We start from the raw sequence: 25,762 nt of genomic DNA, 5'->3' as shown, positions 1-25,762 counted from the left end.
ATTTTTTTAAGCTGCTAAGATTCCAAATTGTGCACAGATAATACCAAAGATAGCTGTACCAACAATCATAAGAATGACATTTGTCTTTTTTTGCAACAACTTATAATAGATTCCAGTTGCTGCTAATGGTAACAATCCTGGCATAATACCATCTAATACACTTTGAATCTGTGTAGCTGACTTACCACTACCAATTTTTAATGCTGTTTTAGCTACAACAAGTTCGTTTGTCATACCACCAATGACCATAACCCCTAGAATTGCAGCTGCTAACATGAATTTTTCCATCAAACCAGAAGCCTGAACTTTTTCTAAATAGTTGGCTCCTAATTCATATCCTTTAATTGCACATACATAACGTAAGATGAAAGTAGGAACATTGAAAATTAAGAAGAATAGGATTGGTCCAAGAATATTACCCTTAACAGCAAGAGATGTACCAATACCAACTGCTAATACACGAAGTGTTCCTAAGATAAGTGAATCACCAATACCACTTAAAGGACCCATTAACGCAGCTTTTACTGCATTGATAGATGATGCATCAAAATCATCATTTGCTCTATTAATTTCTTCCATAGCTAGTGTGATACCACCAATGAAAGGTGAGACATGAGCTGTACAGTTAAAGAATTCCAAGTTTCTATGTAATGCTTCTTTTAATCCTTCAGGATCATCTTTATAAATCTTTTTAAGAGCTGGACCTATCATGAATTCAAATCCCATATGCATCTGTCTTTCATAATGCCATGAGAATTCCATTGGTAATGATCTCCAGAACATTCTAACTAAATCTTTTTTTGTAATAACGCCACCGTTTTCAGCATTGATTGGTGTATCTGCTTTAGAAGTCATCATCATCATCCTCCTCTACTACAGCTGTTGCTAATTGTGTTTTTTTAGTTGTGAAATCAATTGTTGTAAAAATAATAATAAGACCTAAGAGTGCGATACCAACTACTGGTAATTTGAAATATGCTGATAATACAAATCCTAAGAAGAAGAATGGTACGACCTTCTTATTCATGATCATCTGAGCTAACATAGCAAACCCAATACCTGGTAATAAACCTGTTGCGATAGTTAATCCGTTAGTAATAACAGCTGGAATAGCTTCTACAAATTTCTTCATTGCATCTGATCCAACTGAGAATCCAAGGAATACCATTAAAAATAGTACTGTACATGTTAAGAACCCTGTAGCCATATGAATGACACTTACCATGTGTACATTACCTTTTTCAGCATAGTTATCAGCAACTTTACCAAGCAATGGTCTAACTAATGAGAAGAAGATATTATCAATTGCTACTGCGAGTAAAGCAATTGGAAACGCCATTGTAAATGCAACTGCAGGTCCCTTACCTGTAACAATCGCAAATGCTGTTCCTAATACACCACCAACAATAACGTTTGGTGGAATAAATGCACCAACTGAATAAGAACCTAAGAATGCAAGTTCAAGCGTTGCACCGATCTTAATTCCTGCATCAAGATCACCTAACACCAACCCTACCAGCGGGCCTAAAATAATAGGTCTCTGTAATTGGTTTGTACCTGTAGCTAAATCACATTTCCCCAAGAATGCAATACAGCCTAGTAAAAACGCCTTCAATATCATAATATTTTTCCTCCTTTATAGAACGTTTTTAGCTAACATCTTTTTATCTGCTGGAACCATTCGAATTTCAACTTCGTCCCCTCTTTCGATAAGTTCCTTTACTAATGAAATTTCTTCATCAGTCAGATTCACTGCTTTAGAAATATTCTTTGTTTCATTTGTAGCCTTTGTTCCACCAAGTGTTACAGAATGAATATCTGCTTTTGTCATCAATTCGTAAGCATCTTTTACGTTCTCAACAATAACAAATAACTTGTATTTATCTGTTACTCCTGAATTTAATGCTTTGATTGAATCTTCAATATTCTTAATAACTAATTTTGTCCCTGCTGGCTTTGCCATTTTAATAGCTGTTTTTCTAAGATTATCATTAGTAACTGCTGTATTTGCAATCAAGATACAATCAGCCCCTAATGCACTTGTCCAAGAAAATGCTACCTGACCATGCAATAAACGATGATCAACTCTTAACCCAACTAACATAAATCCACCTTCCTTTTTTTTAGAAATCTTCGTCTTCTGTATTAACGACGACATTATCTTTATTTTTTAATTGAATTCCTTCTTTTCCTTCTTTTAAGGCATTATCAATATCAATACATCCGCTACTGTTTTTAATAACTAACTCTAAAACTATATTCATGTTCATTCCTGAAATAATTTCTACATTACCCATATCCAGCAACTGAATCATAGTGTTATAAACGCTACCACCTTTGATATCACATAAAATTATGAATTTTTCTGAAGAAGCACTGATTCTTTCTCTTAATTCAGTTACATATTCGTTAGGATTGCGTCCTGGTAATAAACTATATGTTTCTACATCAGCAGCTAATTCTCCAACAATCATTTTTACTGAATCAAGCATTCCTGCAGATAATCCTCCATGTGATGCAAGTATGATTTTTGCCATAATTTACACTCCTTTCTACTCATCTTAGTTCAAGCAAGCTTCGTGCCAGTTTATAGATCCTTACACTTAATCTGTACAACTAGCTTCCACTTATACTCAAGCAAGCTTTGTGCCAGTTTATAGATCTTTACGCTTGATCTGTACAACTAGCTTCCACTTATGCTCAAGCAAGCTTTGTGCCAGTTTATAGATCTTTACGCTTGATCTGTACAACTAGCTTCCACTTATGCTCAAGAAAGCTTTGTGCCAGTTTATAGATTAGTTACGCTTAATCTGTACAACTAGCTTCCACTTATGCTCAAGAAAGCTTTGTGCCAGTTTATAGATTAGTTACGCTTAATCTGTACAACTAGCTTCCACTTATACCTAAGCAAAAAGTGTGCCAATTAATAGCACACTAATCATTAATAATATAGTTGTATATATATTCTATTTCTTCATCTGGAATCTCAACGTTGTAGTATGTCTTAACTTCTTTCATTGAGATATTTACTTGATCTATAAATTCTTGATGCTTTTCTTTAAAGTCTTGATCAGTAAAGTTTGAAATAGCCTGTCTTGTAACTAATCTTTCTACAAGACAGCAGATATGAACATATAATCCAAAGCATGTTCTATTTTTAAATCTCTTATGTAAGATATTCTGTAGATGGTCAATTGCTTTCGCAACATGTTCAAGTAGTTTATCCGGATTTAATATAGTTAAGTTATTCATGACATTGGATAATGTGAAATTACGTAAGATATTCTTTTCAAATATCTCCATCTGTTCTTTTTTCATATACTTTCCAAAGTATATCTCTACCGCATTCTGACCTTCATTAATGATCAATTCCTGTATACCAATATACTTCATAGATTCAATGTTAGGATCAAGTGTTCCAATAACACATACAACCTCATAATCATTCATTAACTGGTCATAGACCTGTTTACGTATTAAAGCAGGATAATCATAAGTAATAATCTTTAGATTAGAATCTTCAGGTAAAGAATTGAATAAGATTTCTTTGATCTTATGCGCTGCACCTAATCCTGATGCACAAGAACAGATTACAATAGGTTCTTTGTTTTTCTTAAGTTCTACATGTGTTTTATAGATGTTTTCCTTAAGAATAGAATCAATGACTTCAGTCACTGTTTTATTGAGTTTAATTCCCTGTCCTATTTCTAACGCACATTTAGTATTAATATTGTTTACTAAGGCAATATCCGCATTACTTGTATCTAATCCCTGATATATTTCTTCAAGAGAACCCATATCAACTAATAAATAAAGTTTTGAGATATTACCAACATGTGCAATGTAATCATTGATCTTTCTTGTAATAGTTTGTACATCCACATCTAATGGCATATCAATCGCATCAAATATATAACTATTCAACATTCTATTGGCTGCTTCTGCAATAGAACTAGCAGTTGAATAACCATGCGCAATAATAACCGCAATTGTGAGATCTTCACCAGAATGTGCAAAATACTTAATCATACAAATACAGATAATACATTCTACAAAGTCATCAATATCCTGATTCATATTATTCTTTAAGTAATGAGAAACATCCTGTCCTATTTCATATTCACGATGGAATTCAAGTTTAAGATATTTCTTTAAGTTCTTCACTTCATCATAATTCTCATTGATCCAGTTATTTGTCAGATATGTATTCTTAGAGAATTCTGAGATATATGTAGCGAGTGCTATCAACTCATTATGTGAAGTCCTAAAGCCATAATGTTCAGTGATATTATTAAATATCTTTTCTAGATAGTTAGTAAGATAATCAATTGAACCTGCTCGATTATCATTAAAGATTAATTTTTCAAAATATCTATCTACAGTCTTCTGTGCATTTATCGCAAATGAAGTATCTCTCTTTATATTAATTAATGATTGATAAAAATCTTTAATGATACCCTGATCTGATACAGGAAGAAGTGTATTAAGAGACACAAGCTTATGCTTCTTCATAATCATAGAAGAGACATCTATACTATTTCTAATACTGTCAGGTAAATCATAAGCATGAATTTCTAACGTATCTGAATTACTTTTATATAATGCACTCACACAGCTTGCCTGAATCGTATTAGTCAGTTCACCAATATTACCTACAAATGTATGATTCAGTAACAACTCATAGACATTAGATGAAATAAGAATTGTTTTGTTGATACGCTTCTCTTCATTCTTTAAGAAGTTATACATGAGTTCTAGCTTTTCATTTTCTCCTCTTTGGGCAAGAGATGGAATTGTAAGAATAACAGGAATACGTCTAAGGAATGTTTTTAATAATGCTTTTTGTGGTATTTCTGTTGTTGCAAATATAATTCTACATTTTGATTTATACCACTTATTATTATCACCTACTAAGTGATAGATTCCCTGGTCCATATAAAGGAATAGTTTTTCTTGGCATTCCGCATTTAAACAATGCACTTCATCTAGGAATAATACACCACCATCCGCAAAATGTAATAAACCTAAGTTATCACTATCTGCACCTGTAAATGCGCCCTTCTTATAGCCAAATAGGTTTGCTGTGAGTAGTTCTGGGTTATTGGCATACTCTGAACAGTTCACCTGTACAAAATTCTTAGACGCATCAATTAAGCCTGTATCTACACAATATTCATACGTAAGCTTAGCCATAAATGATTTACCAGTACCAGTTGGTCCATAAAACAACATTGGTAATCCAACTGGTGGATATGCTACTGTTGCCTTAATCTTCTCAACAATCTGATACATACTTTCATTAGACCCAATAAGCTTTTCAAAGTTCTGTAACTCTGTCCGATTATTTAATTCAGCTTCCAATTCATCCAATGATTTGTATTCATCTGATGAAAGTTTCTTCTTATATTTACTTTCAAGAGAAGCTCTTGAAAGATATAAGATAGGACTTGCTTTAATTTTAATAAGTTTTTTCTCATTAAAAAGTTCATTTAATAATCTTATCACTTGATTTCTACCTAGTTTTAATTCTTTTGATAATTGGGTGGATTGACATTCATCATATGAATTTTGATCCATTTTTCCATTAATCAACAACATTATTTTTTCTTCCAATGAAATCACCTCATTATTCATCATAAAACAAATAAAACTTGTACGCAACAATAGTTATTCGGTATACTATTCAAGTAAATACCTAAACATTAATTGGCACGAATTTTGCTATATATTGATGAGAGGTGATGGACATGAAACAGAAAATGCAATATATTCAAACATTGAAACAAACTTTAAAATTGAATCAAAAACTATTAAAATCCTTAGATTTCTTGACTGACAACATTGATGATATCAACAAAGTAATACAGGATATACTAGAAACGAATCCTTTTTTAGAATTAAAATCATCAAAGAATTATGATAATCAGCAGTTTATTGAAAGTATTTCTAATAAACGTTCTTTAAAAGATGATCTCTATTATCAGTTATATGCCTATACACATCCTTATAATGAAGATGTAATGACATATCTGATTGAATCATTGGATGATAGTGGATTCTTATCTTATCCTCTTGATCAATATATGAGTGACCTTCATATCGATCAAGATATGCTTGATGCACATTTAGATATATTACGTTCATTTGAACCTAATGGTGTGGGTGCCTCTGATGCGATTGATTCTATTCTTATTCAGTTAAAAAATAATAATAAAACTAAAACCTATACACTATTTAGAGATTATCAAGATGTCATCTTAACTCAGAATTATTCACTTATTAAACAAACAACAGGATTAAATAAAGAAGAAATAGATCATTTATTCTATGAAATACGTTCTTGTAATCCATTCCCTTGTAATATGTATAACACGTCTCATGATGACTATGTATCTCCTGATATACTCATTGAAGTAGAGAATTCAGATATTACTATTACACCTATTAACCAACCTGCTCTCATGGTGAATGACACTCTATATGAAAAAGTAAAAAATGATGAGAATATGAAAGCTTATTTTAATGAGGCACATTTCTTAATGGAGAATATGACAAAGAGAAATCAAACTGTTCTTATTGTCGCAAATGCGTTAGTAAATATACAAAGTGGATATTTCTTATATGATGATGAATTATATCCATGTACTTTATCACAGCTTGCAAGTGAGACAGGATTCCATGAATCTACTATTTCACGTACTTTAAATAATAAGTACTATAGCTTTAATGGTGAGGCTTATCCTCTTAAAAAACTTCTTGTTTCTCAAACTGCTTCAGGAGATAGCAGTGATTCTATTAAAAAGGCTATTGTTGAGTTAGTAGATGATGAAGATAAAGAACATCCACTTTCAGATAATCAGATTCTCAAAAAACTAGAGGAATTAGAATTACATTGTTCACGTCGTGTTATTGTCAAGTATAGACAACAATTGAACATTCCTTCTTCTACTAAACGTAAGGTGCTTAAGAAAGTAGGCTAACCTATCACTAGGCTAGCCCCTTATCAAACCGTACGTGCACTATTAATGCATACGGCTTACCAATTTACTATTTATTTAATTTATGTACGGACTATCTTGATAAAGAATCGTCCATTTTCTTTAATCTCTTTTTTGTGTAGAATGCTATACCTAGTTCTTTGAATTTTTGAATGCGTTTTTCCATATCAACCTTATTTCTATGCATGTGACCTTCGAATACTTTGAGAACCTTGTAGACATTCAAATAATAGTTGGTCTTACCAACGATGATAGGATTTATATCCTTTATCCATTCTTCTTTTGGCTTAGTCCATCTATAAGCCATATTGACCTTGATTTCTTCACCGGTCATTCTCATAGAATTGATACCAAATGTATAATTAATAAAAATCATTTTAAAAAGTCCCACAGGATCAATAGAACATCTGCCAAAATCACTATAAAGTGATTTTACTAACGGATAGATGAATTTCCAGTCTATCGTAGCTTCCAGTGCTCTAACCAAATGATCTTGTGGTACTAAGTCATCTAAAGTACTCATAATAATTCCATCACATTATATATTTGCTCGATTAGTCATTACCATATTTATCCCTTCAGCACCTTAATTATATCATTTTCAGGTGATAATTGTCAGAAAATAAAAAGTCGTAAGGCCACAAATTTTGCTTAATTGGAGTGTAGCCACTTACGACAGTAATTATATTATCACATAATTTTCATTTTTTTAATGAAATAAAGAAAAGACTGTTAACATTTTATTTGTCAACAGTCTGAATAGAGTTCATAATGAACTCTATTTTGTAAATTGTTTGATCGCATTTGCGACTGCAATTGTGACATCTTTATTGAAGATTTTAGGCATGATATTTTCTTCATTCAAATCTTCATCACTAATTGTATCAGCGATTGCTTTAGCAACAGCGACTTTCATTTCTGGTGTAATTGAAGGAACTCTTGCTTCTAACGCTCCTTTGAAAATACCAGGGAAAGCAAGTACGTTATTGATTTGGTTTGGATAATCTGAACGCCCTGTTCCTACCACTCTTGCCCCTGCAGCTTTTGCTTTTTGATAAGTAATTTCTGGTTCAGGGTTAGCCATCGCAAAGATAATTGGATCTTCATTCATAGAATGAACCATTTCATCTGTAACAAGATTTGGTTTAGAAACACCCACAAAAACATCTGCTCCTTTTAAAGCATCAGCAAGTGTTCCTTGCATATTATTAGGATTTGTAATATCACATAAAGCACGTTTATGAGGAATAAGTCCTTCTTTTCTTTCTTTATATAAAATACCAAATTCATCAACTGCAATAATTTTGCCAACACCTGCCGTATACATCATTTTAATAATGGCCGTTCCTGCAGCACCTGGTCCATTTAAAACAACTGTAATATCTTTGATATCTTTTTTTGTCACTCTTAAAGCGTTATAAAGAGCCGCTAAGACAACGACTGCTGTTCCATGTTGATCATCATGAAAAACTGGAATATCTAACATTTGATCCAATCTTTCTTCGATTTCAAAGCAATCTGGAGAAGCAATATCTTCTAAGTTGATTCCCCCAAAACATGGTGCAATATTTTTTACTGTTTGAATCAATTCTTCTTTATCTTGTGTATCTAGACAAATAGGTACCGCATTAACATTACCGAATTTTTTAAATAATGCTGCTTTTCCTTCCATAACTGGAATAGAAGCTTTTGCTCCAATATTACCAAGACCTAAAACAGCTGTTCCATTAGAAACAACAGCAATGGTATTTGATTTTGTTGTATAACGATAAACATCTTCTTCGTTTTCAGCAATCTTACGACAAGGTTCTGCTACCCCTGGCGTATAAACAACAGACATATCATCCATTGTATTAATTTCACAATTTAATTCCGTATGTATTTTTCCTTGATGTTTTTCATGTAATTTCAAGGCTTCTTCATAATAATTCATTTTCATCACCCGTCACTATTATACCTATAAAATAACTAATTCGTCTAATCTTTTTTATCTAAAACATAGCCATGATCCATTGGACCTTGACCTTGTCCTAAATCAAGCATTGCTGCAAGTGCTCCTGAAATATAATCTTTAGCTTTTTTAACTGCATTTTCAAGGTTTTCACCTCTTGCTAGATAAGAGGCAATCGCACTTGATAAAGTACATCCTGTTCCATGGGTATTATTGTTATTAATGCGTTTTCCTTTAAACCATTGATATTTTTCTTCTTTATAAAGTAAATCATTGGCATCATTGATTTGATGCCCACCTTTAAGCAATACAGCACAATGATAATGATCTCCAATATATTTAGCTGCTTCTAACATTTCTTTTTCGTTATTGATTTTTAAACCTGATAATACTTCTGCTTCTGGAATATTTGGTGTTAAGACGGTTGCTAGTGGGAAAAGATTTTCTTTTAAAGTATCAATAGCTTCATCACTAATAAGTTTGGCACCACTTGTTGCCACCATCACAGGATCAACAACAATGTTTCGTGCATGATATTGTTTTAATTTTTCACTAATCGCTAAGATAACCTCTTTTTGTGAAACCATACCAATTTTAACGGCCATCGGATAAATATCTGTAAATACACTATCCATTTGACTTGCGACAAAAGAAGCATCCACATCATAAATCGCATCGACTCCTGTTGTATTTTGAGCCGTTAATGCAGCAATAACAGACATAGCATAAACACGATTTGCAAGCATTGTTTTTAAATCTGCTTGAATTCCTGCGCCACCACTACTATCACTTCCAGCAATAGTAAGACATGTTGGCATTTTATTAGAAACAATTCTTTGAATTTTATCTTTTAATAGGCTGCTTGCTTTTTGAATGTCTTCACTTCCAAAGATACTTGAAACAATCGCTACACCATCAAGATTAATTCCCATAAATTCTAAAACATTAACTTGATTGATTCCACCTATGGCAACTACAGGAATATCAACTTTTTGACAAATTTCATTTAATGTATTCATCGAAACATCTTGTGCATCATTTTTTGTTTGTGTTGAAAAAATAGCACCTACACCTAAATAATCTGCACCATCTTCATAAGCTTTCTTTGCTTCTTTCATATTATGGGCAGAAACACCAATGATTTTATCTTCACCTAAAAGTTTTCTTGTTTCTTTTAAATCTAAATCATCTTGTCCAATATGAACACCATCTGCATCAATTTCTTTACATAACTTTACATCATCATTAATTAATAAAGGTACATGATATTTTTGACATACTTCTTGTACTTCTAAAGCTTCTTGCTTAAATTCTTCATGTGACATTTCTTTTTCTCTTATTTGTATCATCGTCGCACCACCAAGAATCGCTTCTTCTACTAATTCACAAAGTTTTCTTCCATTTAAATAATGTGAATCAGTTACACCATATAACAATAAATCTTTTTTATCTAACTTCATTATTCATCCTTCTTTCTTTGTATTCCTCTTTTATTTCCAAGGAAATAAAAAGAGAGTCCTGATGAACTCTGTTAACGTTTATTTTCCTACGTTGGCATTATCCAAATCAGGTTATGGGTCTAAGTCTATCCTTACTCTCAGCAAAAGCTACCCGTTTCTTCTATTATAATTTTTATTTTAAAAATTGTCTATTTCTAATCATATTATTCTTCGTTTTGTTCAAACTATAAAAGGAGGTGTTTTCATGAAATTATGTATTACCGCAGGTAATTATCATATTTTTAAATTAATGATTAAAAATCATAAAGATTCTCGTATTCAATTAAAAAATATTCATCCTTTAGATTTTGATCTTGTTTTTGATGTTTATACATCTCTAGACCAAAAAACGGTTATTTCCATACTTAGCCATGAATTACGTTATTCCCCTTTTATGTATCTTTGTCCTGGTTTTAAGGTCATTCCTTTTAAAAAGAGAATTCCCCATGGTACCAAAGAACCAACTAAACCATTGAAACTTTCTTTTAATTGAATAATTTATATTAAAAAACAGTTTGAGATAAGTATCTATTTCAAACTGTTTCTTTTTTAATTAATAATTCTTAAAACATCGTCCTCATTTGTTACATTAAATATATTTAATGTAAGTTCATTTAGTTTTTCTAGCGATGTATTTGTAAGTTGTTTTTCTAAAGGTCTTGATAAGGTCCCTAGTTTTACTTTAAGTAGGTCTTTTAAAGTGTCTGATTTTCCTTTTTCTATCCCTTGATTTTCAAATCTTTGGCTTCGTAGGATTATAATGTCTGTTTAATAGATTTTTTAATTTGTCAGAGAAATCATGACTAACTGTTGTTTGAATATATGGCTTAATATATTTTGCTTTGATATTGTTTTCCTTCATGATCGAATAAACATATTTTTGACTTACCTTTTTACCCTTTTTGTTCAGTAGTTCTGTTATTTTTTGTAATCCATATATTTCATACGATTCCTTATGGATTTTCCTTAAAAATACGATCAATCCAATATTTTTGATTATCTAAGCGTTGTGCTTTACCACTATAACGAATCATTTGATAATTCTTTGTCATCGCACAAAGAGCAACATGATTATTTATTTTTAATTGTTTATAAAAATCTTTACCTCTTGCACTGCAAAAATAAAGTTTATTATTTTCTATAAGCATGACATCTATAATACGTACTTGAGGAAATCCTTTTTCATCTACTGTCGCAAATGAAACATCTTTGATTTCTCTCAATATATGTAAACATTCTTGTGCATTCATTTTCATACCTCCAATTCGTTTTTTATTATAATTTTATTTTGTAATATGAAAAGTACGCACAATATTGTGGTATAGTTACCAAAAGGAAACCATTAAAAAAAGACATGTTGCCATGTCTTATAAAAAATGAGTATTTAAAATAATCTGATATTTTAGTTTTAAACAAAAATAGTATTGGTAGTAACATTACCCATATATAAAATCCATGTGGTTTATGTGTTTAAAATAAATTTCATTATTTTCATCATTTTTTGATGTCATTAATGAATTTTTTTATTATGATTTACTTATAATCCTATAGAAAGAAAAAGGATAATAAACCATCCCGACCAAAGTTTGATTCATTATCCTGTCCATAAGAACACTATGATAATAATAGAATTTCACAAAAAAATCAATACAATTAATCAGAATATTTATTCTTCTGTCATTAGTTCCCTGGATTTTTCTTCTGTTCATTGTCCAAAGTGCAATGAATCCGGTCTAAAGGTTCATGCTTATTATTATAGAGCTTTTAAAAATAGTTCAATTAGAATCACCAGATTAATATGTCCTCACTGCGGTTCAACTCATGCAGTTCTTCTTTCTCCTATGATTCCTTTTATATCTTCTGTTTCATATGATGATATGATTAGTATTATTGTGCACAAAAATACCGATGCTGAAATTGATAATTCTCTCATTTCCTATTTCCACACCAGATTTGTAAACTGCTTTGGAGATTACTATCATATCTGTCTGTTCAATTCCAGAAATCTCTTTTTATCTTTCGTTACCACACATGATTTGTTTATTATTCCTCCCTTTTCATCTATTCCTGAATCATAAGGAGGACTTTCACTATGGAAAGCATTAATAACGACTATATTCTTAAACTATTTAACCTGGACAATAGAAAAATCAGCTCTATTGAAGTCCATCATCAGTTTGATGGCGTACATGTTCATGTGCTTTTGGCTGTCGAACCCTACAGGTGCCCTGTGTGTGGTACTGAAACATCAAAAACTCATTCATATACACACAAGAAGATTACGCATTCAATTCTTAGCGGGATACCTTGCTTCATCAATTATAAGGCCAGACGATATATCTGCCCCGAATGCTCAAAGACATTCTATGAGCACAATCCATTTACCACTGAAGGCATGAAGATTTCACTAACGACCGTATATAATGTCCTTAATGATCTAAAAAAGCCTAATGAAACATTTACTGCAGTCGCTCATAGATATCATATATCTCCAACTGCAGCCGCCTATATATTTGACAGACACGTCAATATATCAAGAAGAAAACTTCCTGAATGTATATGTATAGATGAAGTCTATGCATTTTCATCATCAAAAGGTGATTACGTATGCGTTCTTCTTGATTTTAATTCTCAGAATGTCATCGACCTGCTTCCTTCAAGAAGAAAGTATGATCTAATGAATTATCTTTCTCTTATTCCTCGTGAAGAAAGACTTAATGTTAAAGTCGTCTCTACTGACATGTGGGAAACATATAGAATAGTAACGAAACTCATGTTTCCTAATGCAGTCAATTCATTAGATAAATTCCACCTTGTCCAGGAATTCAACAGAAGACTTGAAAGAATCAGAATCGATGCAATGAACAGAGTCAAGCCTAATCCGAATTTCAAAGAAATAAACCACTCCTCCTGTGAAGTTACGAAGCACAGAGAAATGCAGAAGCAGTACTATGTATTGAAGAAATTCAACTGGCTTCTTCTCAAGAATGACGATAAGATATCTGATCCAGACATGGAGAAGAAATACAATCGTGTTCTTGAAGGATATTACAATTACTATGACCTTGTCGAGTATATGATCAAAACAGACAGTCAGCTCGAGGAGGCCCTATATCTTAAGGATGAACTTAAAAGATTCTTTGATAAATCCGATACAGATACCGCAAAGGACAATCTTAATGAACTTATTAGAGAATTCAAATCGAGCAGTATTCCAATCATGAATGAATTTGGGAATACAATGGTGAGATGGAAAAATGAGATTATAAACTCATTTATAAAAGTCAATCCTGAGAAGACAAAACGAGTTAATAATGGAATCATTGAAAACAGAAATAAAACCATCAAGAATATAAAGCATAATTCTAATGGCTATAGAAACTGGGAACGATTTAGAAATAGGGTTATGTATGTGTTAAATGATGACGCAACATATTATATGTATCCAAAAAAGAAGGACTAGATTTGCATCTAGTCCCTAATTGGTATTATAAACACCTTGTGATTAAGTTTTAAATTGTATGTGGTCATCTGAACCACAAATTGTCTTATTGGCCGAAACAATCTCAACCACAAGTTATTTTAAATTACCTAAAAAATTATTTATTTTGCGATATGTTTATTATTTGATAAGTCTATTTTTTGATCGTATTCTGATTGAACAATACCTTTTTTCTTTTGATACTTTGTCATAATTGTATATAAGACACAATAAAGAATAAGAGCAGCTATTACACCAAAGATAGCGCCTGAAGTATCAATCAAGCAATCCGTGAAAGCACCCGACCTTCCCGCTACAAAAGTTTGATGAAATTCATCAGTAAGAGCATAACCAAAGCTTGCTATAACAGCAATAGCCATTCTTAAAATCATCTTCATATTAAAAGTAAATAATACAATCATAATATTAATTGCGAGCACAAAATAAATAGACATATGTGCACACTTTCTTAAAAAAAGTTCAATCATTGAATAATGTTCGGGAGCAATAGTCATCATTAAATCTTTTCCCGTAAACTGATAAATTAGATGATTGATTAATTTGACACATGAATCTGATAATTCATGTGAAGAATTTCCATCATCCATAGAGAATCTAAAGATAACAATCATCCAAACAATTGTCATAAAAATCGCAATATAACGTAATATTCTTTTTAATTTAGGATTCACAATTTTCTCCTATAACGATCCTTTCCCATAAACTACACTTTTTATTGTCTTATATAAAATCGTAAAATCTAACCACACAGACCAATTATGATAATAGTAATCATCTAGCTTACAACGATAATCAAAGCCTACGTCACTTCTACCATTGGCTTGCCACATTCCTGTTACCCCCGGTTTACATTTAATAATTGAACTATAATATTGTCCCATATCTTCTTTTTCTCTTGGTAAATAAGGACGTGGGCCAATAAGCGACATTTCTCCTTTTAAAACATTGATAAACTGTGGCCATTCATCTAAAGATGTTTTTCTTAAAAATTTTCCAACCGGGGTAATTCTTGGGTCATTAACAAGTTTTTTATTTGTAAGATATTCTTCTTTAATTTTTGGATCTTTTTTCATTAAATCTTCAAGAATCTTTTCAGCATTTGGTACCATTGATCTAAATTTATAAATTTTAATCATTTTTCCATTTTTACCAATACGATTTTGACTAAACATAATATTATCAAAATCACCACTTTTTACATATTTATACTTTACAAAAGCCATGAGAGGTAATAAAGTCAAGCACCCCGCAACACCTGCACAAATATCAATTAACCTTTTTAGAATATTTGCGAGTGCCGACATTTCACTATTGGCTGTCGCAATAAGTAACTGTCCATCAAAATCTTGTACTTCCGATGAAAAAGTCATCGTTCCATTAACATCTGGTAGGTATTTTATTGTTTCTACTTTTCCATAAATATCTGACATAACCTTATCAATTACTTGTTCATTGGCTTCAGGTAGCGCTACAATAATTTGTTCAATTTTTAATTTTTCTATTGCCTCATCCAATTCCTCGTAACTATAAAGAAAACTATTTTTTATAATATTCTCTTGTTTAAAATCATAAAGTTGATTTGTCCAATTCGCATCAACATACCCTTCTACTTTCGTAAGTGCAAAACGATTATTATTAGAAATCTTACCAAGACGGGCTGCTTCATATCCTGTGCCAATAACCAACGTTCTTCTTGCAAATTGGTCTCTAAAAGCAATTCTTATATAACGATCTGCAAGCAAACAAATAAAAAACATAGCACCAACCATAATCGTTAAATGCATTCTCCGATCATATCCTGTGGAACGAGGTACAAGTACAAGTAAAGCTATATAAAAACAAAAACTTGATTTAACAAGTGCTCTAATTTCATCCCATATTAAACAAGTACTTAGTGAATAATGTCCATATATAAACAAAAATAAAAAATAAAGAATACCTGATCCTACAATTAAATCTATATCCATATGAAAATATAAACATATAAAATAATACATAATTACTTCGATAATAAATAACATAAACGGCATAATTTTTCTATTCATATAAACACCCCTTATATAAATTGATTATACAGTATTCTTTTTATTATTTCTATCTTTTATCATTTATAGTATAATGTCCATATATAAATAATAGGAGGGCATACGATGAAACATTTCTATGTGGGAATTAATAATTTTATTTATAAGCATCCTTTTATAAAATCTTGCGTTCATTTTTCATCGCTCTTTTGTCCATGGATGGTTGCTATTTTTTATTCATTATTTTTATTAAAGATTGTTATAGAATCCCCTAACGGTTTCTTTTACTTATTTAGTAAACCTATGATGGTTTTAATATGCACGGCTTTATTAAGAATTTTTATTAATAGGCCTCGCCCTTATGAAAAATATTCAATTAAACCTATCGGTGATAAAAGACAAAGCGGACATTCTTTTCCAAGCATTCATGCCAGTCTCACTCTCTCTATTGCACTTACCGTTATTAAAACTGGACCAAATATGGGATTATTATTATTTGCTTTAGCCTTTACCATTACAATTACCCGTTTACTTACAGGTGAACATTATTTAACCGATATAATTGCAAGTATTCTTATTGCTTTAGGTATTTATTTTATATCATAACCGCACCTAAAAGACGTGGTATGCACTCGCCCTAGAAGAGCGCGTTGTTGACAAAGTCTTCACTTGCTGAAGCCTAATAGCTGTAGTGCCTTTACTGGCTAGCCCTTAAAGGGCTTTTATTTTTTGTCTTTTTCCCAAGCCACTCATAAACAGGTCTATAAATTCTTTCATACTCATTTGATCATATCCTGCAATTGAGTTTGCATATATTCCATCTGTTTATTATTTTATTTTGCGGTATTATATTTTTTAATGTGTTTAATTAGCAGATTACACTAGTAGCCTTTTCTTTCCGTTTGATTTTGGTATATAAACTCTTTTGCCCGGTTGAGGTCTATATTTCTTTTCCAATATTTCCTTTTTGATTCTTTCTTTATTGTTTTGGAAATATATATCAATTTCATAAACGGTCATTTTATCAACTCCAGCTACACCCTTATTGCTCTTGACCCTCTTGACTGCTTCATTTAGACTTTCGTCATCTAATATCACTTCAATTAATCTCATGTCGTTGCTCCCTTCACTCGTAAATATATTTGAATTCATTCCCTCTATCTTCATCTTCATGGAATTACGATTTTCAATTATGAGACTATCCTCGATTTCGAACTGTTCAAACATTGCTTATGATAAGTAAACATCATATAAACATTAGGTCCTTCAGTATTGTGTGTCCTACCTACTATGACCTCAGCTAACTTCTTGTGACAAACCTTTTCCGACCAACGGTACCATTACTGTTTTTAAAGTTTACTGGAATTCGTTGTTCACAAGACCTCCCGGGGTAATTCACTAATCCTTTTTCTTTCACAACGTCTTGATTTACTGTCTTGGTTTTACGTTTACCTTTTGGACTTCGATTTGTAGTGCAATCTCATCCACCATTTATCCTTATATCAAGTTTCTGTTCGTACGCTCAAAAGAATCACTACACCACTTCCTCCATCCTTGCCATCACTGACAACGACTTGTGGTTCATTACACTTGGCGGTAACTACCTGTGGTTGGTTTATCTCCAACTGAATAAGCACCATGCCCGGCACACATAAAAAAACTGTTACGAATTAAACTTCGTAACAGTTTTTTAGTGAAAGACCATTTTTATCATAGTTGTAACTAACCGAAAAATTTTTTTGATTCTCTTGAAATTACTAATGTTATCTACTCAACATAAATTTTAATTTATGTGAATAGTTGTCTTTTATTTTTTATTCTCCACCATCTAATCCTTTAACATCTTTTTTAGATAGCTTGTCTCCTTCTTCTACACGATCAATTAATTTTTTAATTCTTTTTACCTTACTTTGATATGGTTTCATAACATAACATGCAGCGCCATGCATAGAATATGTATCTTCTGTGGTATACCCATCACCATCTATTTGAACATTAAATAATTCCCATTCAGCATTATCATCTAATTGCATATTAATTAATGATTTAATTTCTTTTGATGACATATTTGTTTCAAAACATCCTTCAATTGCTGAAAGAATATTTTGGAAATTAGTAATGATTTTTGGTGACATTGCTTTTTCTAACATTGCTTTTAATAAAGCTTGTTGATGTTGTCCTCTGACAAAATCTCCAGCCGCAAATGATTTTCTTTCACGAACGAAGCATAATGCCTTGTCTCCATCCATTTCCTGTTTTCCTTTTACGATATGGTAGTTACCATGTAATGTTGTAAATTCACGATCAGAGTCAACTGTTACACCACCAAGAGCATCGATAATATTTGTAATTCCTGCAAAATTTGTTCTTGCATAATAGTTTATTTTTAAATCCAAGAAGTCTTCGATTGTAGAAATTGTTTCTTCAACACCATAAATTCCCGTATGTGTTAATTTATCCATTTTTCCATTTTTATGAAGATTGATTTGACAATCTCTTGGAATACTTGTCATTAAAATTTGTTTTGTTTTTGGATTGACTGTAACTAACAAGTTAACATCTGTTCTCGATACAGTTGAAACACTTCCATAAGTATCAATTCCTGTAATATAAATAGTAAATGGTTTTTCTGTTACATCTGTAACTGCTGTGGTAACAGCTTTTGCTTTCTTTTCAAATTCATAAGTTTTAACAATACGTGTTTCATCATCAAAACCTTCATGATTAACTTCTAACATCGATTTATATTGTTCACCTACAACAATAACATCGACTTTACCTGTATATAAAGCATCTGATAATTGTGAATACGTATCAAAATTTGTATATTTTTGTGTATCGATCGTATCTTCCATTTGTGCTAATGCTTTATTTAAAGTTGATTTTTCTTTTTCATAAGATCTACCAAATCTTTTCCCTTTAAGATCTTTTAAAGCGGCACTTCCATATTTACCATCTTTTAAAACAATAACATTGATTGCGTATTTTTGCGTTGTTGTTTGAACATTATTTAAAAACGTATTCCCTCTTGCCGCAAATGTAGAACCAATGATTAATACAATAGAAACAAGTAAACTTAATACCTTAGAAATAATAATTCTTTTACTATGTTTATTTTCTTGTTCTTTTTTCTTACCTGATTGAATAATTCCCCAAAAAATAGCAATTAAAACAACTAAAACAGCCATCAAAAGTGCAAAGTATTTAACAGGTAATAATTGTGTTAAATAGACAAAATATAAAAATACACCTGATGCAACAACTTGTAATGTCAAAATAAGTGCTCGAGATGTCATGAACTTCATAAATTTATTTTGTTTCATAATTATCCTCCATATACTCGGTTAATTCTTGATTATCATAGCACAATCGACATTTTATAGCAAATCTTCATCATATTGTAAATAGCAACCTTGGATATATTTTTGGGGTTCTTTTTTCAAGAAAAGTTTACCATCATATTTTTGACAAATTCTCTTGATAATCTCAAGCCTTTTTAAACATTCACTATCCCATTTAAAATTATTTGTGCAGTTATTTTCAATCTTTATAATAATATGATATTCCTCATTTTCTATTTTGTAATGGATCGATTTTTGATTTGTTTTAAAACTAATATAAAAAGCATTTTCTAATAAGCTTTCTAAAATAATTAACAGGTCATAAGATGTCATTCCTATCTTCATATTTTGAGGATATGTCCCATAGAAATCTACTTGTTTTTCTTTAGAGAGTTCCATATATTGATTCATTGCATAATTTACCGCTATATGATTTGTATGAATGACTTCCTTAGGAAGTTCATCTGATATTGACTCTATTATCTTTCCTAATTCTTCATTGCTCTTATGCTCTTTAACAGCATTGATTAATTTTCTATAATCATGAACGATTTTATTATACTCTTGCATTTTTTGACAAATAACATCCACTAAAGTTTCTTCATATTGTAATGCTTGAATATGAATTTTTTCATTCATCAAATTTTGATAAAAATGTGTCATTTCTATACATACAACATAAATTAATATAATAACCAGAAACGATATAAAAAAAACATATGTAACAAGTATCGCATTCAATTCATTTTTCACATAATCATTAAAGATGAAGATATCTAAAAAAATAATTCCAACCAATACTGTCGCAATAAAATGCCACATATAGCTGCTCAATTGAAACTCTTTATCTAAATACTTTTTCAAATATAAATATTCAATTAATAATATGACAAATACCATAAACCCTATTAAATAACCAAAATAATGATTATTACAATATTCACTATACTTCAAAGGTTCATGATTCATTAAAAAGATACAAAGTTCATTAATAAAAAACAAATTAAAATTTATCCATAAAACCTTAACAAATAAACTACGAAATCTTCCCTTATAAAAATGTCTTGCATAAATACTACTTACTATAATTGTAAAAAGAATTTTAAAATACAAAAAAGAATGATTAAAAACAAATGCACTCACAAATAATATGAGAACAAGTAAGCTATTTCTTATTCTCATATCTTGATTATTCTTTAAAAAAATATTTAAATACATCACATAAATAACACTTTCAAAAAAAGCATATAAAGTATCCAATAAAAGAATCATTGTATTTTATACTCCTGATAAGCATTTTTTACCTTTGTTTTATATTTATAACTTAAAGATAACTGTGTATTATCAGCTAATATAATATACATTTCTTTAAGATTTATGTGTTTAATATAGTGCATGTTAACTAATATTCCATAAGAAATAGTAATAAATGTATTATTCTTTATCTTCTTTTCAATATCCTTAAATGTTGAACGAACCTTATATTCCTTATTACTATGAATAATAACGTAGTTTTTCTCTGTATGTATATATTGAATGGTTTCATAAGGAAGCGTCAAAATTTGATTAAAACTGCTGACAATCAAGCAACGATGATCTTCTTCTAGCCTTTTTAATAAACGTCCTACCTTATTAGACATATCTTCCTTTAAATTATTCTTTCTTACAAAATCAAAAATATTATAATCAAAACTTTTATAAACAACATGATCGTATTTAGTAATAATAATTTTCAAATATTTCATTTGTTTAGTCTGTTCAAAAAAATCAAATGCTGTCATTTGATCCATTTCATAATCAACATAAACACAATCATATTTTCTAATCTGTTTAATTAATTCATTTGGATCTATAAAATAATCCGTTTCTATTTGTGGGTAATCTTGAAAACATGAACTCAATTTCTTTAAAAAATCAATTTCATCATCTAGTAAAGCTATTTTATATGTCATTTCATGCTATGTACTAATTTCACATACTCTACAATCGTCTTATAAGCCTTTCTTGTTTCTTTGTTTTTCATAAACTCTTTTGGCATGTAAGTATGATCTTTAGTAGCTGCCTCTCTTTCATCTAATGGTATAGGTGTATTGATAAGACCTAAAATATAATCACTTGAAACATTAAAATATTTAGCTAGTGCAACAATCATGTAAGTTTCTGGGGTATTTCTGTTTTGTTCATAAAATTGGATTGTTTTTAATGATACTTTTAACTCCTTTGCCAGCTCCTTTTGTGTCATTTCTTTTTCCAATCTTAAATACTGTATTCTTTCTCCTATCATATTTAATCCTCCTTGAGAGGATTATAATTTGTGAATGACCGATTTCTTTATTAGTGTTATTCTACATAGTATTATATATTTTTTTATCCCAAAAAATGCAACGATTTTCCCACTATTTCTTCAATTTTCCCAGAAATATTTTTACATATTTCCTACTATCATCTTTTCTTTTTATCTTTTATAATAGAAATATGGAAAAATATTATACAACTGGACAATTTGCGAAAATGGCAGGTGTCACTTTAAGAACAATTCGATATTATGATAAAATAGGTCTTTTAAAGCCATCCTATATTTTAGAAAACGGCTATCGTCAATATTGTAATAAAGATTTAATCACACTACAAAAGATTCTTGCTTTAAAAGAACTCGGTTTTTCATTAGAAGAAATCTATCCTCTTATTATTGATAATGATAAAGAGAGCTTTAAAGAATCTTTAAAGCTCCAAACATCGTTGATCAATCAAAAAATGAATCATCTTAATAATCTAAAAACAACGATTAAAAGCACTGAAAAGATTTTAGAGCATGAGCAGATATCTTGGGAAAAAATCATTGAACTTATTAATTTAACCAATAATGATGAAAACATCATTCAACAATATTTTAATAGTCAAAATTTATCATCCCGCATTTATCTGCATGATCATTTTTCTATCAATAAAGAAAGTTGGTTCGAATGGTTATTTCACCAAATAGACTTTTCTCATGTTTATCAACTTTTAGAAATTGGCTGTGGTAATGGAAAGCTATGGGAGTATAACTCTTATAATTTAAGAAATCGTGAAATCTTTTTATCTGATATAAGTGAAGGTATGTTAGAAGATACAAGAAAGAAACTTGGTAATGAGTATAATTATATTGTTTTAGATGGACAAAATATTCCTTTTAAAAATTGTTTTTTTGATACGGTTATTGCAAATCACGTTTTATTTTATCTTCAAGATTTGAATCTTGGTCTATCAGAAATTTCTCGTGTTCTTAAGGATTATGGGACTTTCTATTGTACGACTTATGGTAGAAATCATATGAAAGAAATTATAATGCTTGTTAAAGAGTTTGATTCACGAATCCAATTATCTAAAAATAATCTTGTAGATCATTTTGGTTTAGAAAGCGGAAAAAATCTTCTAAGTCCCTATTTTAAACATATTGAATTAAAAAGATATGATGATTATTTAATTGTGGATGATGCCAAGGCCTTGATGAATTATATAATGAGTTGTCATGGGAATCAAAAAGAATATTTAGGTTATCGTTTAAAAGAATTTCAAGCTTATCTTGAAAAAATTATTGATGAAAATAATGGCATTAAAATTACCAAAGATTGTGGTTTATTTATTTGTAAAAAGTAGTCATACTTTAGATGTGATTACTTTTTTTATTGATAAAATGTATAAATTTTGTATTTTTTATTGACACTTACGTTACGTCATGGTTTATTGTTTAAGAGTAAACAAAAGGAGGTACTTCTATGAAAGGTATCGTATTAGCCGGAGGATCAGGTACAAGACTTTATCCTCTTACACAAGTAACAAGTAAACAATTATTACCAATTTATGACAAACCAATGATTTATTATCCTTTAAGTATTTTAATGGATGCAGGAATTAAAGATATTTTAATTATTTCTACACCTGATGATACTCCTCGTTTTAAAGAATTATTAGGTGATGGACATCAATTTGGTATTTCACTTCAATATAAAGTGCAACCATCTCCTGATGGATTAGCTCAAGCCTTTATTTTAGGTGAAGAATTTATTGATGGTGAAGCCTGTGCCATGATTTTAGGAGATAATATCTTCCATGGTCATGGTTTATCAAAACGTTTAAGAAGAGCTGCAAATAAAGAAGATGGTGCTACTGTTTTTGGATATTATGTTGATGATCCTGAAAGATTTGGTGTCGTTGAATTTGATGAAGAAGGGAAAGCTGTTTCTATCGAAGAAAAACCAGCAAATCCTAAATCAAATTATGCAGTTACTGGTCTTTATTTCTATGATAAACACGTTGTAGAATACGCTAAACAAATTAAACCATCAGCTCGTGGTGAATTAGAAATTACAGACTTAAATAAAATCTATCTTGATAAAGGTAATTTAGATGTTGAATTATTAGGTCAAGGATTTACTTGGTTAGATACAGGAACTCATGAAAGTTTAGTTGATGCTACAAACTTTGTGAAAACTGTAGAAACACATCAAAATAGAAAGATTGCCTGTCTTGAAGAAATTGCCTATAACAATGGATGGATTTCTAAAGATGAATTAAGTACTGCTTATGAACTTTATAAAAAGAATCAATATGGTAAGTATTTAAAAGATGTCATGGACGGAAAATTTATAGATCAATAAAAAAAGGAAGTATAGAAAATGAAAGTTATTGAAACAAAAATTCCAGGTGTTTTAATTGTAGAAACAGATGTTTTTGGAGATCACCGTGGGTATTTTACAGAAACTTATTCAAAACCTAAATATGAAAAGTTAGGTATTACCGTTGATTTTGTACAAGACAATATGTCATTTAGTGCACAAAAAGGAACTTTACGTGGTTTACATTGGCAAAACCCACCTTATGCACAATCTAAATTAGTATCTTGTACTAAAGGAAAAGTTATCGATGTTGCAGTAGATATTAGAAAAGGAAGTCCAACATTTGGTGAGTGGGTTTCTGTTGAATTAGGTGCTGAAAATCATCGTCAATTCTTTATCCCTCAAGGTTTTGCCCATGGATTCTTAACTTTAACTGATGATGTTGAGTTTAGATATAAAGTGGATAATGTGTATAATAAAGAATCTGAAGGTGGTATGCGTTATGATGATCCAACAGCCAATGTTGATTGGGGATCATTATTAAATGGTATTGAACCCGTTTTAAGTGAAAAAGATCAAATAGGTCCCACTTTAGAAAATTCAAATAATCAATTTGTATATGAAGGAGATAAATAAATGAAAATTTTAGTAACAGGTGGTGCAGGTTTCATTGGTGGAAACTTTGTACATTATATGGTTAATAAATATCCAGAAGATATGATCGTTAACTTAGATAAATTAACTTATGCAGGTAACTTAGAAACTTGTAAACCAGTTGAAGGTAAACCAAATTATAAATTCGTTAAAGGTGATATCGCTGATAGAGAATTTATCTTTGATTTATTCAAAAAAGAAAAATTTGATGTTGTTGTTAACTTTGCAGCTGAATCACATGTAGATAGAAGTATTGAAGATCCTGAAATCTTTGTTAAAACAAATGTTATGGGAACAACTACTTTATTAGACGCATGTAATGAATTTGGTATTAAAAGATATCATCAAGTATCTACTGATGAAGTTTATGGTGATTTACCATTAGATAGACCAGACTTATTCTTTACTGAAGAAACACCATTACACACATCTAGTCCATATAGTTCATCTAAAGCTTCTGCAGACTTATTTGTATTAGCTTATCATAGAACTTTTGGATTACCAGTAACTATTTCTAGATGTTCAAATAACTATGGTCCTTACCATTTCCCAGAAAAATTAATTCCATTAATTATTTCTAGAGCATTAAATGATGAAGAATTACCAGTATACGGTACAGGTGAAAACGTACGTGATTGGTTACATGTCTATGATCACTGTGTAGCTATCGACTTAATCATTAGAAAAGGTCGTGTTGGTGAAGTTTATAATGTTGGTGGACATAACGAAAGAACTAACTTAGAAGTTGTAAAAACAATCTTAAAAGCTTTAGGTAAACCTGAATCATTAATTAAATTTGTATCTGATAGAAAAGGTCATGATATGAGATATGCAATCGATCCAACTAAATTAGAAACTGAATTAGGATGGAAACCAAAATATACTTTTGATACAGGTATTCCTCAAACAATTGATTGGTATTTAAATAACAAAGAATGGTGGGAAAACATCATTTCTGGTGAATACAAAAATTATTTCCAAAACATGTATGTAGATAAAGGACGCGTTGAAGAATAATTATTAGAATCGACTTATTCATTGAGTAGGCCGATTTTTTATATTAATTTATGTATTCCATCAGATTTCATACTTTCATCCCTTTATATTTCTTGATTTTACTCCTTCACATTTTAAGAAATCATTCCATCATATTTTATATTTACATTCCTACATATTTTAAATATCTATTCCATTA

Annotated in this window: 25 protein-coding genes and 1 pseudogene; 8 read left to right on the top strand and 18 right to left on the bottom strand. The window is 30.4% G+C overall.

The window, feature by feature from the left end; genetic code table 11:
• Positions 1–6: 6 nt before the first annotated feature.
• The 5 genes from C7U55_RS04615 to C7U55_RS04595 form a co-directional block, all read right to left on the bottom strand.
• A complete protein-coding gene (locus C7U55_RS04615; RefSeq protein ID WP_048924189.1) occupies positions 7–858 on the bottom strand; it encodes a PTS system mannose/fructose/sorbose family transporter subunit IID in 852 nt (283 codons plus the stop codon).
• Positions 845–1,621, bottom strand: coding sequence for a PTS mannose/fructose/sorbose/N-acetylgalactosamine transporter subunit IIC (locus C7U55_RS04610; RefSeq protein WP_230308090.1), 777 nt, complete (start codon positions 1,619–1,621; stop codon positions 845–847). The genes C7U55_RS04615 and C7U55_RS04610 overlap by 14 nt, the downstream gene beginning before the upstream one ends.
• Before the next feature lie 15 nt (positions 1,622–1,636).
• On the bottom strand, positions 1,637–2,104 hold the full coding sequence (locus C7U55_RS04605) for a PTS sugar transporter subunit IIB (RefSeq protein WP_106987539.1): 468 nt from the start codon (positions 2,102–2,104) through the stop codon (positions 1,637–1,639).
• Positions 2,105–2,123: 19 nt separating this feature from the next.
• The gene (locus C7U55_RS04600) at positions 2,124–2,537 is read right to left on the bottom strand and encodes a PTS sugar transporter subunit IIA (RefSeq protein WP_106987538.1); all 414 of its coding nucleotides are present in this window, start codon (positions 2,535–2,537) and stop codon (positions 2,124–2,126) included.
• Positions 2,538–2,934: 397 nt separating this feature from the next.
• Positions 2,935–5,622 (bottom strand): sigma 54-interacting transcriptional regulator, encoded by a 2,688-nt coding sequence (locus C7U55_RS04595; RefSeq protein ID WP_239985162.1) that lies wholly within the window; start codon positions 5,620–5,622, stop codon positions 2,935–2,937.
• Positions 5,623–5,747: 125 nt separating this feature from the next.
• Between C7U55_RS04595 and rpoN the strand changes: the two genes are divergently transcribed.
• Positions 5,748–6,980, top strand: coding sequence for an RNA polymerase factor sigma-54 (gene rpoN / locus C7U55_RS04590; RefSeq protein ID WP_022000759.1), 1,233 nt, complete (start codon positions 5,748–5,750; stop codon positions 6,978–6,980).
• A gap of 310 nt (positions 6,981–7,290) precedes the next feature.
• Here rpoN and C7U55_RS04585 read toward each other — a convergent pair.
• The 3 genes and pseudogenes from C7U55_RS04585 to thiD form a co-directional block, all read right to left on the bottom strand.
• A pseudogene (locus C7U55_RS04585) lies at positions 7,291–7,521 on the bottom strand (transposase); the annotation flags it as partial.
• 255 nt (positions 7,522–7,776) lie between these two features.
• Positions 7,777–8,931, bottom strand: a complete 1,155-nt coding sequence (locus C7U55_RS04580) for an NAD(P)-dependent malic enzyme (protein ID WP_106987537.1) — start codon at positions 8,929–8,931, stop codon at positions 7,777–7,779.
• A gap of 44 nt (positions 8,932–8,975) precedes the next feature.
• Positions 8,976–10,409: a bifunctional hydroxymethylpyrimidine kinase/phosphomethylpyrimidine kinase gene (thiD, locus tag C7U55_RS14315; protein WP_106987536.1), complete on the bottom strand. Its 1,434-nt coding sequence runs from the start codon at positions 10,407–10,409 to the stop codon at positions 8,976–8,978.
• Positions 10,410–10,653: 244 nt separating this feature from the next.
• Here thiD and C7U55_RS04570 point away from each other — a divergent pair, with 244 nt between their 5' ends.
• On the top strand, positions 10,654–10,941 hold the full coding sequence (locus C7U55_RS04570) for a hypothetical protein (RefSeq protein ID WP_106987535.1): 288 nt from the start codon (positions 10,654–10,656) through the stop codon (positions 10,939–10,941).
• A gap of 56 nt (positions 10,942–10,997) precedes the next feature.
• Here the strand turns inward: C7U55_RS04570 and C7U55_RS14230 are convergent, their stop codons facing one another.
• From C7U55_RS14230 to C7U55_RS04555, 3 genes are read right to left on the bottom strand one after another with little or no spacing between them, the layout of a single operon-like run.
• Positions 10,998–11,171: a hypothetical protein gene (locus C7U55_RS14230; protein ID WP_396129980.1), complete on the bottom strand. Its 174-nt coding sequence runs from the start codon at positions 11,169–11,171 to the stop codon at positions 10,998–11,000.
• 10 nt (positions 11,172–11,181) lie between these two features.
• On the bottom strand, positions 11,182–11,430 hold the full coding sequence (locus tag C7U55_RS14225) for an IS3 family transposase (RefSeq protein WP_162297405.1): 249 nt from the start codon (positions 11,428–11,430) through the stop codon (positions 11,182–11,184).
• Positions 11,402–11,698 carry a pyridoxamine 5'-phosphate oxidase family protein gene (locus C7U55_RS04555; RefSeq protein WP_106987533.1) on the bottom strand — a complete coding sequence of 99 codons (297 nt, stop codon included), beginning with the start codon at positions 11,696–11,698 and terminating at the stop codon, positions 11,402–11,404. The genes C7U55_RS14225 and C7U55_RS04555 overlap by 29 nt, the downstream gene beginning before the upstream one ends.
• Positions 11,699–12,540: 842 nt before the next feature.
• Between C7U55_RS04555 and C7U55_RS04550 the strand changes: the two genes are divergently transcribed.
• Positions 12,541–13,911, top strand: coding sequence for an ISL3 family transposase (locus tag C7U55_RS04550; protein WP_191492211.1), 1,371 nt, complete (start codon positions 12,541–12,543; stop codon positions 13,909–13,911).
• A 140-nt stretch (positions 13,912–14,051) separates the two neighbouring features.
• Here C7U55_RS04550 and C7U55_RS04545 read toward each other — a convergent pair whose 3' ends face one another.
• Positions 14,052–14,621 carry a VanZ family protein gene (locus C7U55_RS04545; protein WP_106987532.1) on the bottom strand — a complete coding sequence of 190 codons (570 nt, stop codon included), beginning with the start codon at positions 14,619–14,621 and terminating at the stop codon, positions 14,052–14,054.
• A gap of 9 nt (positions 14,622–14,630) precedes the next feature.
• On the bottom strand, positions 14,631–15,995 hold the full coding sequence (locus tag C7U55_RS04540; protein WP_106987531.1) for a sugar transferase: 1,365 nt from the start codon (positions 15,993–15,995) through the stop codon (positions 14,631–14,633).
• Positions 15,996–16,100: 105 nt separating this feature from the next.
• On the opposite strand from C7U55_RS04540, the gene C7U55_RS04535 reads away from it, so the two are divergent.
• Positions 16,101–16,580, top strand: coding sequence for a phosphatase PAP2 family protein (locus tag C7U55_RS04535; protein ID WP_106987530.1), 480 nt, complete (start codon positions 16,101–16,103; stop codon positions 16,578–16,580).
• A gap of 270 nt (positions 16,581–16,850) precedes the next feature.
• On the opposite strand, the gene C7U55_RS04530 is transcribed toward C7U55_RS04535, so the two are convergent.
• From C7U55_RS04530 to C7U55_RS04510, 5 genes are all read right to left on the bottom strand, one after another.
• Positions 16,851–17,087: a hypothetical protein gene (locus C7U55_RS04530; protein WP_106987529.1), complete on the bottom strand. Its 237-nt coding sequence runs from the start codon at positions 17,085–17,087 to the stop codon at positions 16,851–16,853.
• A gap of 701 nt (positions 17,088–17,788) precedes the next feature.
• Positions 17,789–19,297, bottom strand: coding sequence for an LCP family protein (locus C7U55_RS04525; RefSeq protein ID WP_106987528.1), 1,509 nt, complete (start codon positions 19,295–19,297; stop codon positions 17,789–17,791).
• 54 nt (positions 19,298–19,351) lie between these two features.
• Positions 19,352–20,587 (bottom strand): GHKL domain-containing protein, encoded by a 1,236-nt coding sequence (locus C7U55_RS04520; RefSeq protein ID WP_106987527.1) that lies wholly within the window; start codon positions 20,585–20,587, stop codon positions 19,352–19,354.
• Entirely contained in the window at positions 20,584–21,267 is a 684-nt protein-coding gene (locus tag C7U55_RS04515; RefSeq protein ID WP_106987526.1) for a LytR/AlgR family response regulator transcription factor, read from the bottom strand. Before C7U55_RS04515 ends, C7U55_RS04520 begins: the two co-directional genes overlap by 4 nt.
• The gene (locus C7U55_RS04510) at positions 21,264–21,599 is read right to left on the bottom strand and encodes a helix-turn-helix domain-containing protein (RefSeq protein WP_106987525.1); all 336 of its coding nucleotides are present in this window, start codon (positions 21,597–21,599) and stop codon (positions 21,264–21,266) included. The genes C7U55_RS04515 and C7U55_RS04510 overlap by 4 nt, the downstream gene beginning before the upstream one ends.
• Before the next feature lie 191 nt (positions 21,600–21,790).
• Here C7U55_RS04510 and C7U55_RS04505 point away from each other — a divergent pair, with 191 nt between their 5' ends.
• From C7U55_RS04505 to rfbB, 4 genes are all read left to right on the top strand, one after another.
• Positions 21,791–22,954, top strand: a complete 1,164-nt coding sequence (locus C7U55_RS04505; RefSeq protein ID WP_106987524.1) for a MerR family transcriptional regulator — start codon at positions 21,791–21,793, stop codon at positions 22,952–22,954.
• 119 nt (positions 22,955–23,073) lie between these two features.
• Positions 23,074–23,955, top strand: coding sequence for a glucose-1-phosphate thymidylyltransferase RfbA (gene rfbA, locus C7U55_RS04500; RefSeq protein ID WP_106987523.1), 882 nt, complete (start codon positions 23,074–23,076; stop codon positions 23,953–23,955).
• Positions 23,956–23,973: 18 nt separating this feature from the next.
• Positions 23,974–24,549 (top strand): dTDP-4-dehydrorhamnose 3,5-epimerase, encoded by a 576-nt coding sequence (rfbC, locus tag C7U55_RS04495; RefSeq protein ID WP_106987522.1) that lies wholly within the window; start codon positions 23,974–23,976, stop codon positions 24,547–24,549.
• On the top strand, positions 24,550–25,584 hold the full coding sequence (gene rfbB, locus C7U55_RS04490; protein WP_022001319.1) for a dTDP-glucose 4,6-dehydratase: 1,035 nt from the start codon (positions 24,550–24,552) through the stop codon (positions 25,582–25,584). It abuts the gene before it with no gap.
• Positions 25,585–25,762 lie beyond the last annotated feature (178 nt).

This window comes from Faecalibacillus faecis (assembly GCF_003024675.1).
GTDB classification, from domain to species: domain Bacteria; phylum Bacillota_I; class Bacilli_A; order Erysipelotrichales; family Coprobacillaceae; genus Faecalibacillus; species Faecalibacillus faecis.
Note: the sequence above shows the minus strand (reverse complement) of the source record. Positions and strands in the feature narration are given on the sequence as shown.

Excerpts from the sequence above, each read along its gene's own strand:
- rfbB (WP_022001319.1), top strand. The coding sequence starts at position 24,550 with ATGAAAATTTTAGTAACAGGTGGTGCAGGTTTCATTGGTGGAAACTTT.
- C7U55_RS04610 (WP_230308090.1), bottom strand. The coding sequence starts at position 1,621 with ATGATATTGAAGGCGTTTTTACTAGGCTGTATTGCATTCTTGGGGAAA.
- C7U55_RS04605 (WP_106987539.1), bottom strand. The coding sequence starts at position 2,104 with ATGTTAGTTGGGTTAAGAGTTGATCATCGTTTATTGCATGGTCAGGTA.
- C7U55_RS04555 (WP_106987533.1), bottom strand. The coding sequence starts at position 11,698 with ATGAATGCACAAGAATGTTTACATATATTGAGAGAAATCAAAGATGTT.
- C7U55_RS04515 (WP_106987526.1), bottom strand. The coding sequence starts at position 21,267 with ATGACATATAAAATAGCTTTACTAGATGATGAAATTGATTTTTTAAAG.
- C7U55_RS04540 (WP_106987531.1), bottom strand. The coding sequence starts at position 15,995 with ATGAATAGAAAAATTATGCCGTTTATGTTATTTATTATCGAAGTAATT.
- C7U55_RS04580 (WP_106987537.1), bottom strand. The coding sequence starts at position 8,931 with ATGAATTATTATGAAGAAGCCTTGAAATTACATGAAAAACATCAAGGA.
- rfbA (WP_106987523.1), top strand. The coding sequence starts at position 23,074 with ATGAAAGGTATCGTATTAGCCGGAGGATCAGGTACAAGACTTTATCCT.
- C7U55_RS04505 (WP_106987524.1), top strand. The coding sequence starts at position 21,791 with ATGGAAAAATATTATACAACTGGACAATTTGCGAAAATGGCAGGTGTC.
- rfbC (WP_106987522.1), top strand. The coding sequence starts at position 23,974 with ATGAAAGTTATTGAAACAAAAATTCCAGGTGTTTTAATTGTAGAAACA.
- rpoN (WP_022000759.1), top strand. The coding sequence starts at position 5,748 with ATGAAACAGAAAATGCAATATATTCAAACATTGAAACAAACTTTAAAA.
- C7U55_RS04615 (WP_048924189.1), bottom strand. The coding sequence starts at position 858 with ATGATGACTTCTAAAGCAGATACACCAATCAATGCTGAAAACGGTGGC.
- C7U55_RS04550 (WP_191492211.1), top strand. The coding sequence starts at position 12,541 with ATGGAAAGCATTAATAACGACTATATTCTTAAACTATTTAACCTGGAC.
- C7U55_RS04600 (WP_106987538.1), bottom strand. The coding sequence starts at position 2,537 with ATGGCAAAAATCATACTTGCATCACATGGAGGATTATCTGCAGGAATG.
- C7U55_RS04570 (WP_106987535.1), top strand. The coding sequence starts at position 10,654 with ATGAAATTATGTATTACCGCAGGTAATTATCATATTTTTAAATTAATG.
- C7U55_RS04510 (WP_106987525.1), bottom strand. The coding sequence starts at position 21,599 with ATGATAGGAGAAAGAATACAGTATTTAAGATTGGAAAAAGAAATGACA.
- C7U55_RS04535 (WP_106987530.1), top strand. The coding sequence starts at position 16,101 with ATGAAACATTTCTATGTGGGAATTAATAATTTTATTTATAAGCATCCT.
- C7U55_RS04525 (WP_106987528.1), bottom strand. The coding sequence starts at position 19,297 with ATGAAACAAAATAAATTTATGAAGTTCATGACATCTCGAGCACTTATT.
- C7U55_RS04520 (WP_106987527.1), bottom strand. The coding sequence starts at position 20,587 with ATGATTCTTTTATTGGATACTTTATATGCTTTTTTTGAAAGTGTTATT.
- thiD (WP_106987536.1), bottom strand. The coding sequence starts at position 10,409 with ATGAAGTTAGATAAAAAAGATTTATTGTTATATGGTGTAACTGATTCA.
- C7U55_RS04530 (WP_106987529.1), bottom strand. The coding sequence starts at position 17,087 with ATGAGATTAATTGAAGTGATATTAGATGACGAAAGTCTAAATGAAGCA.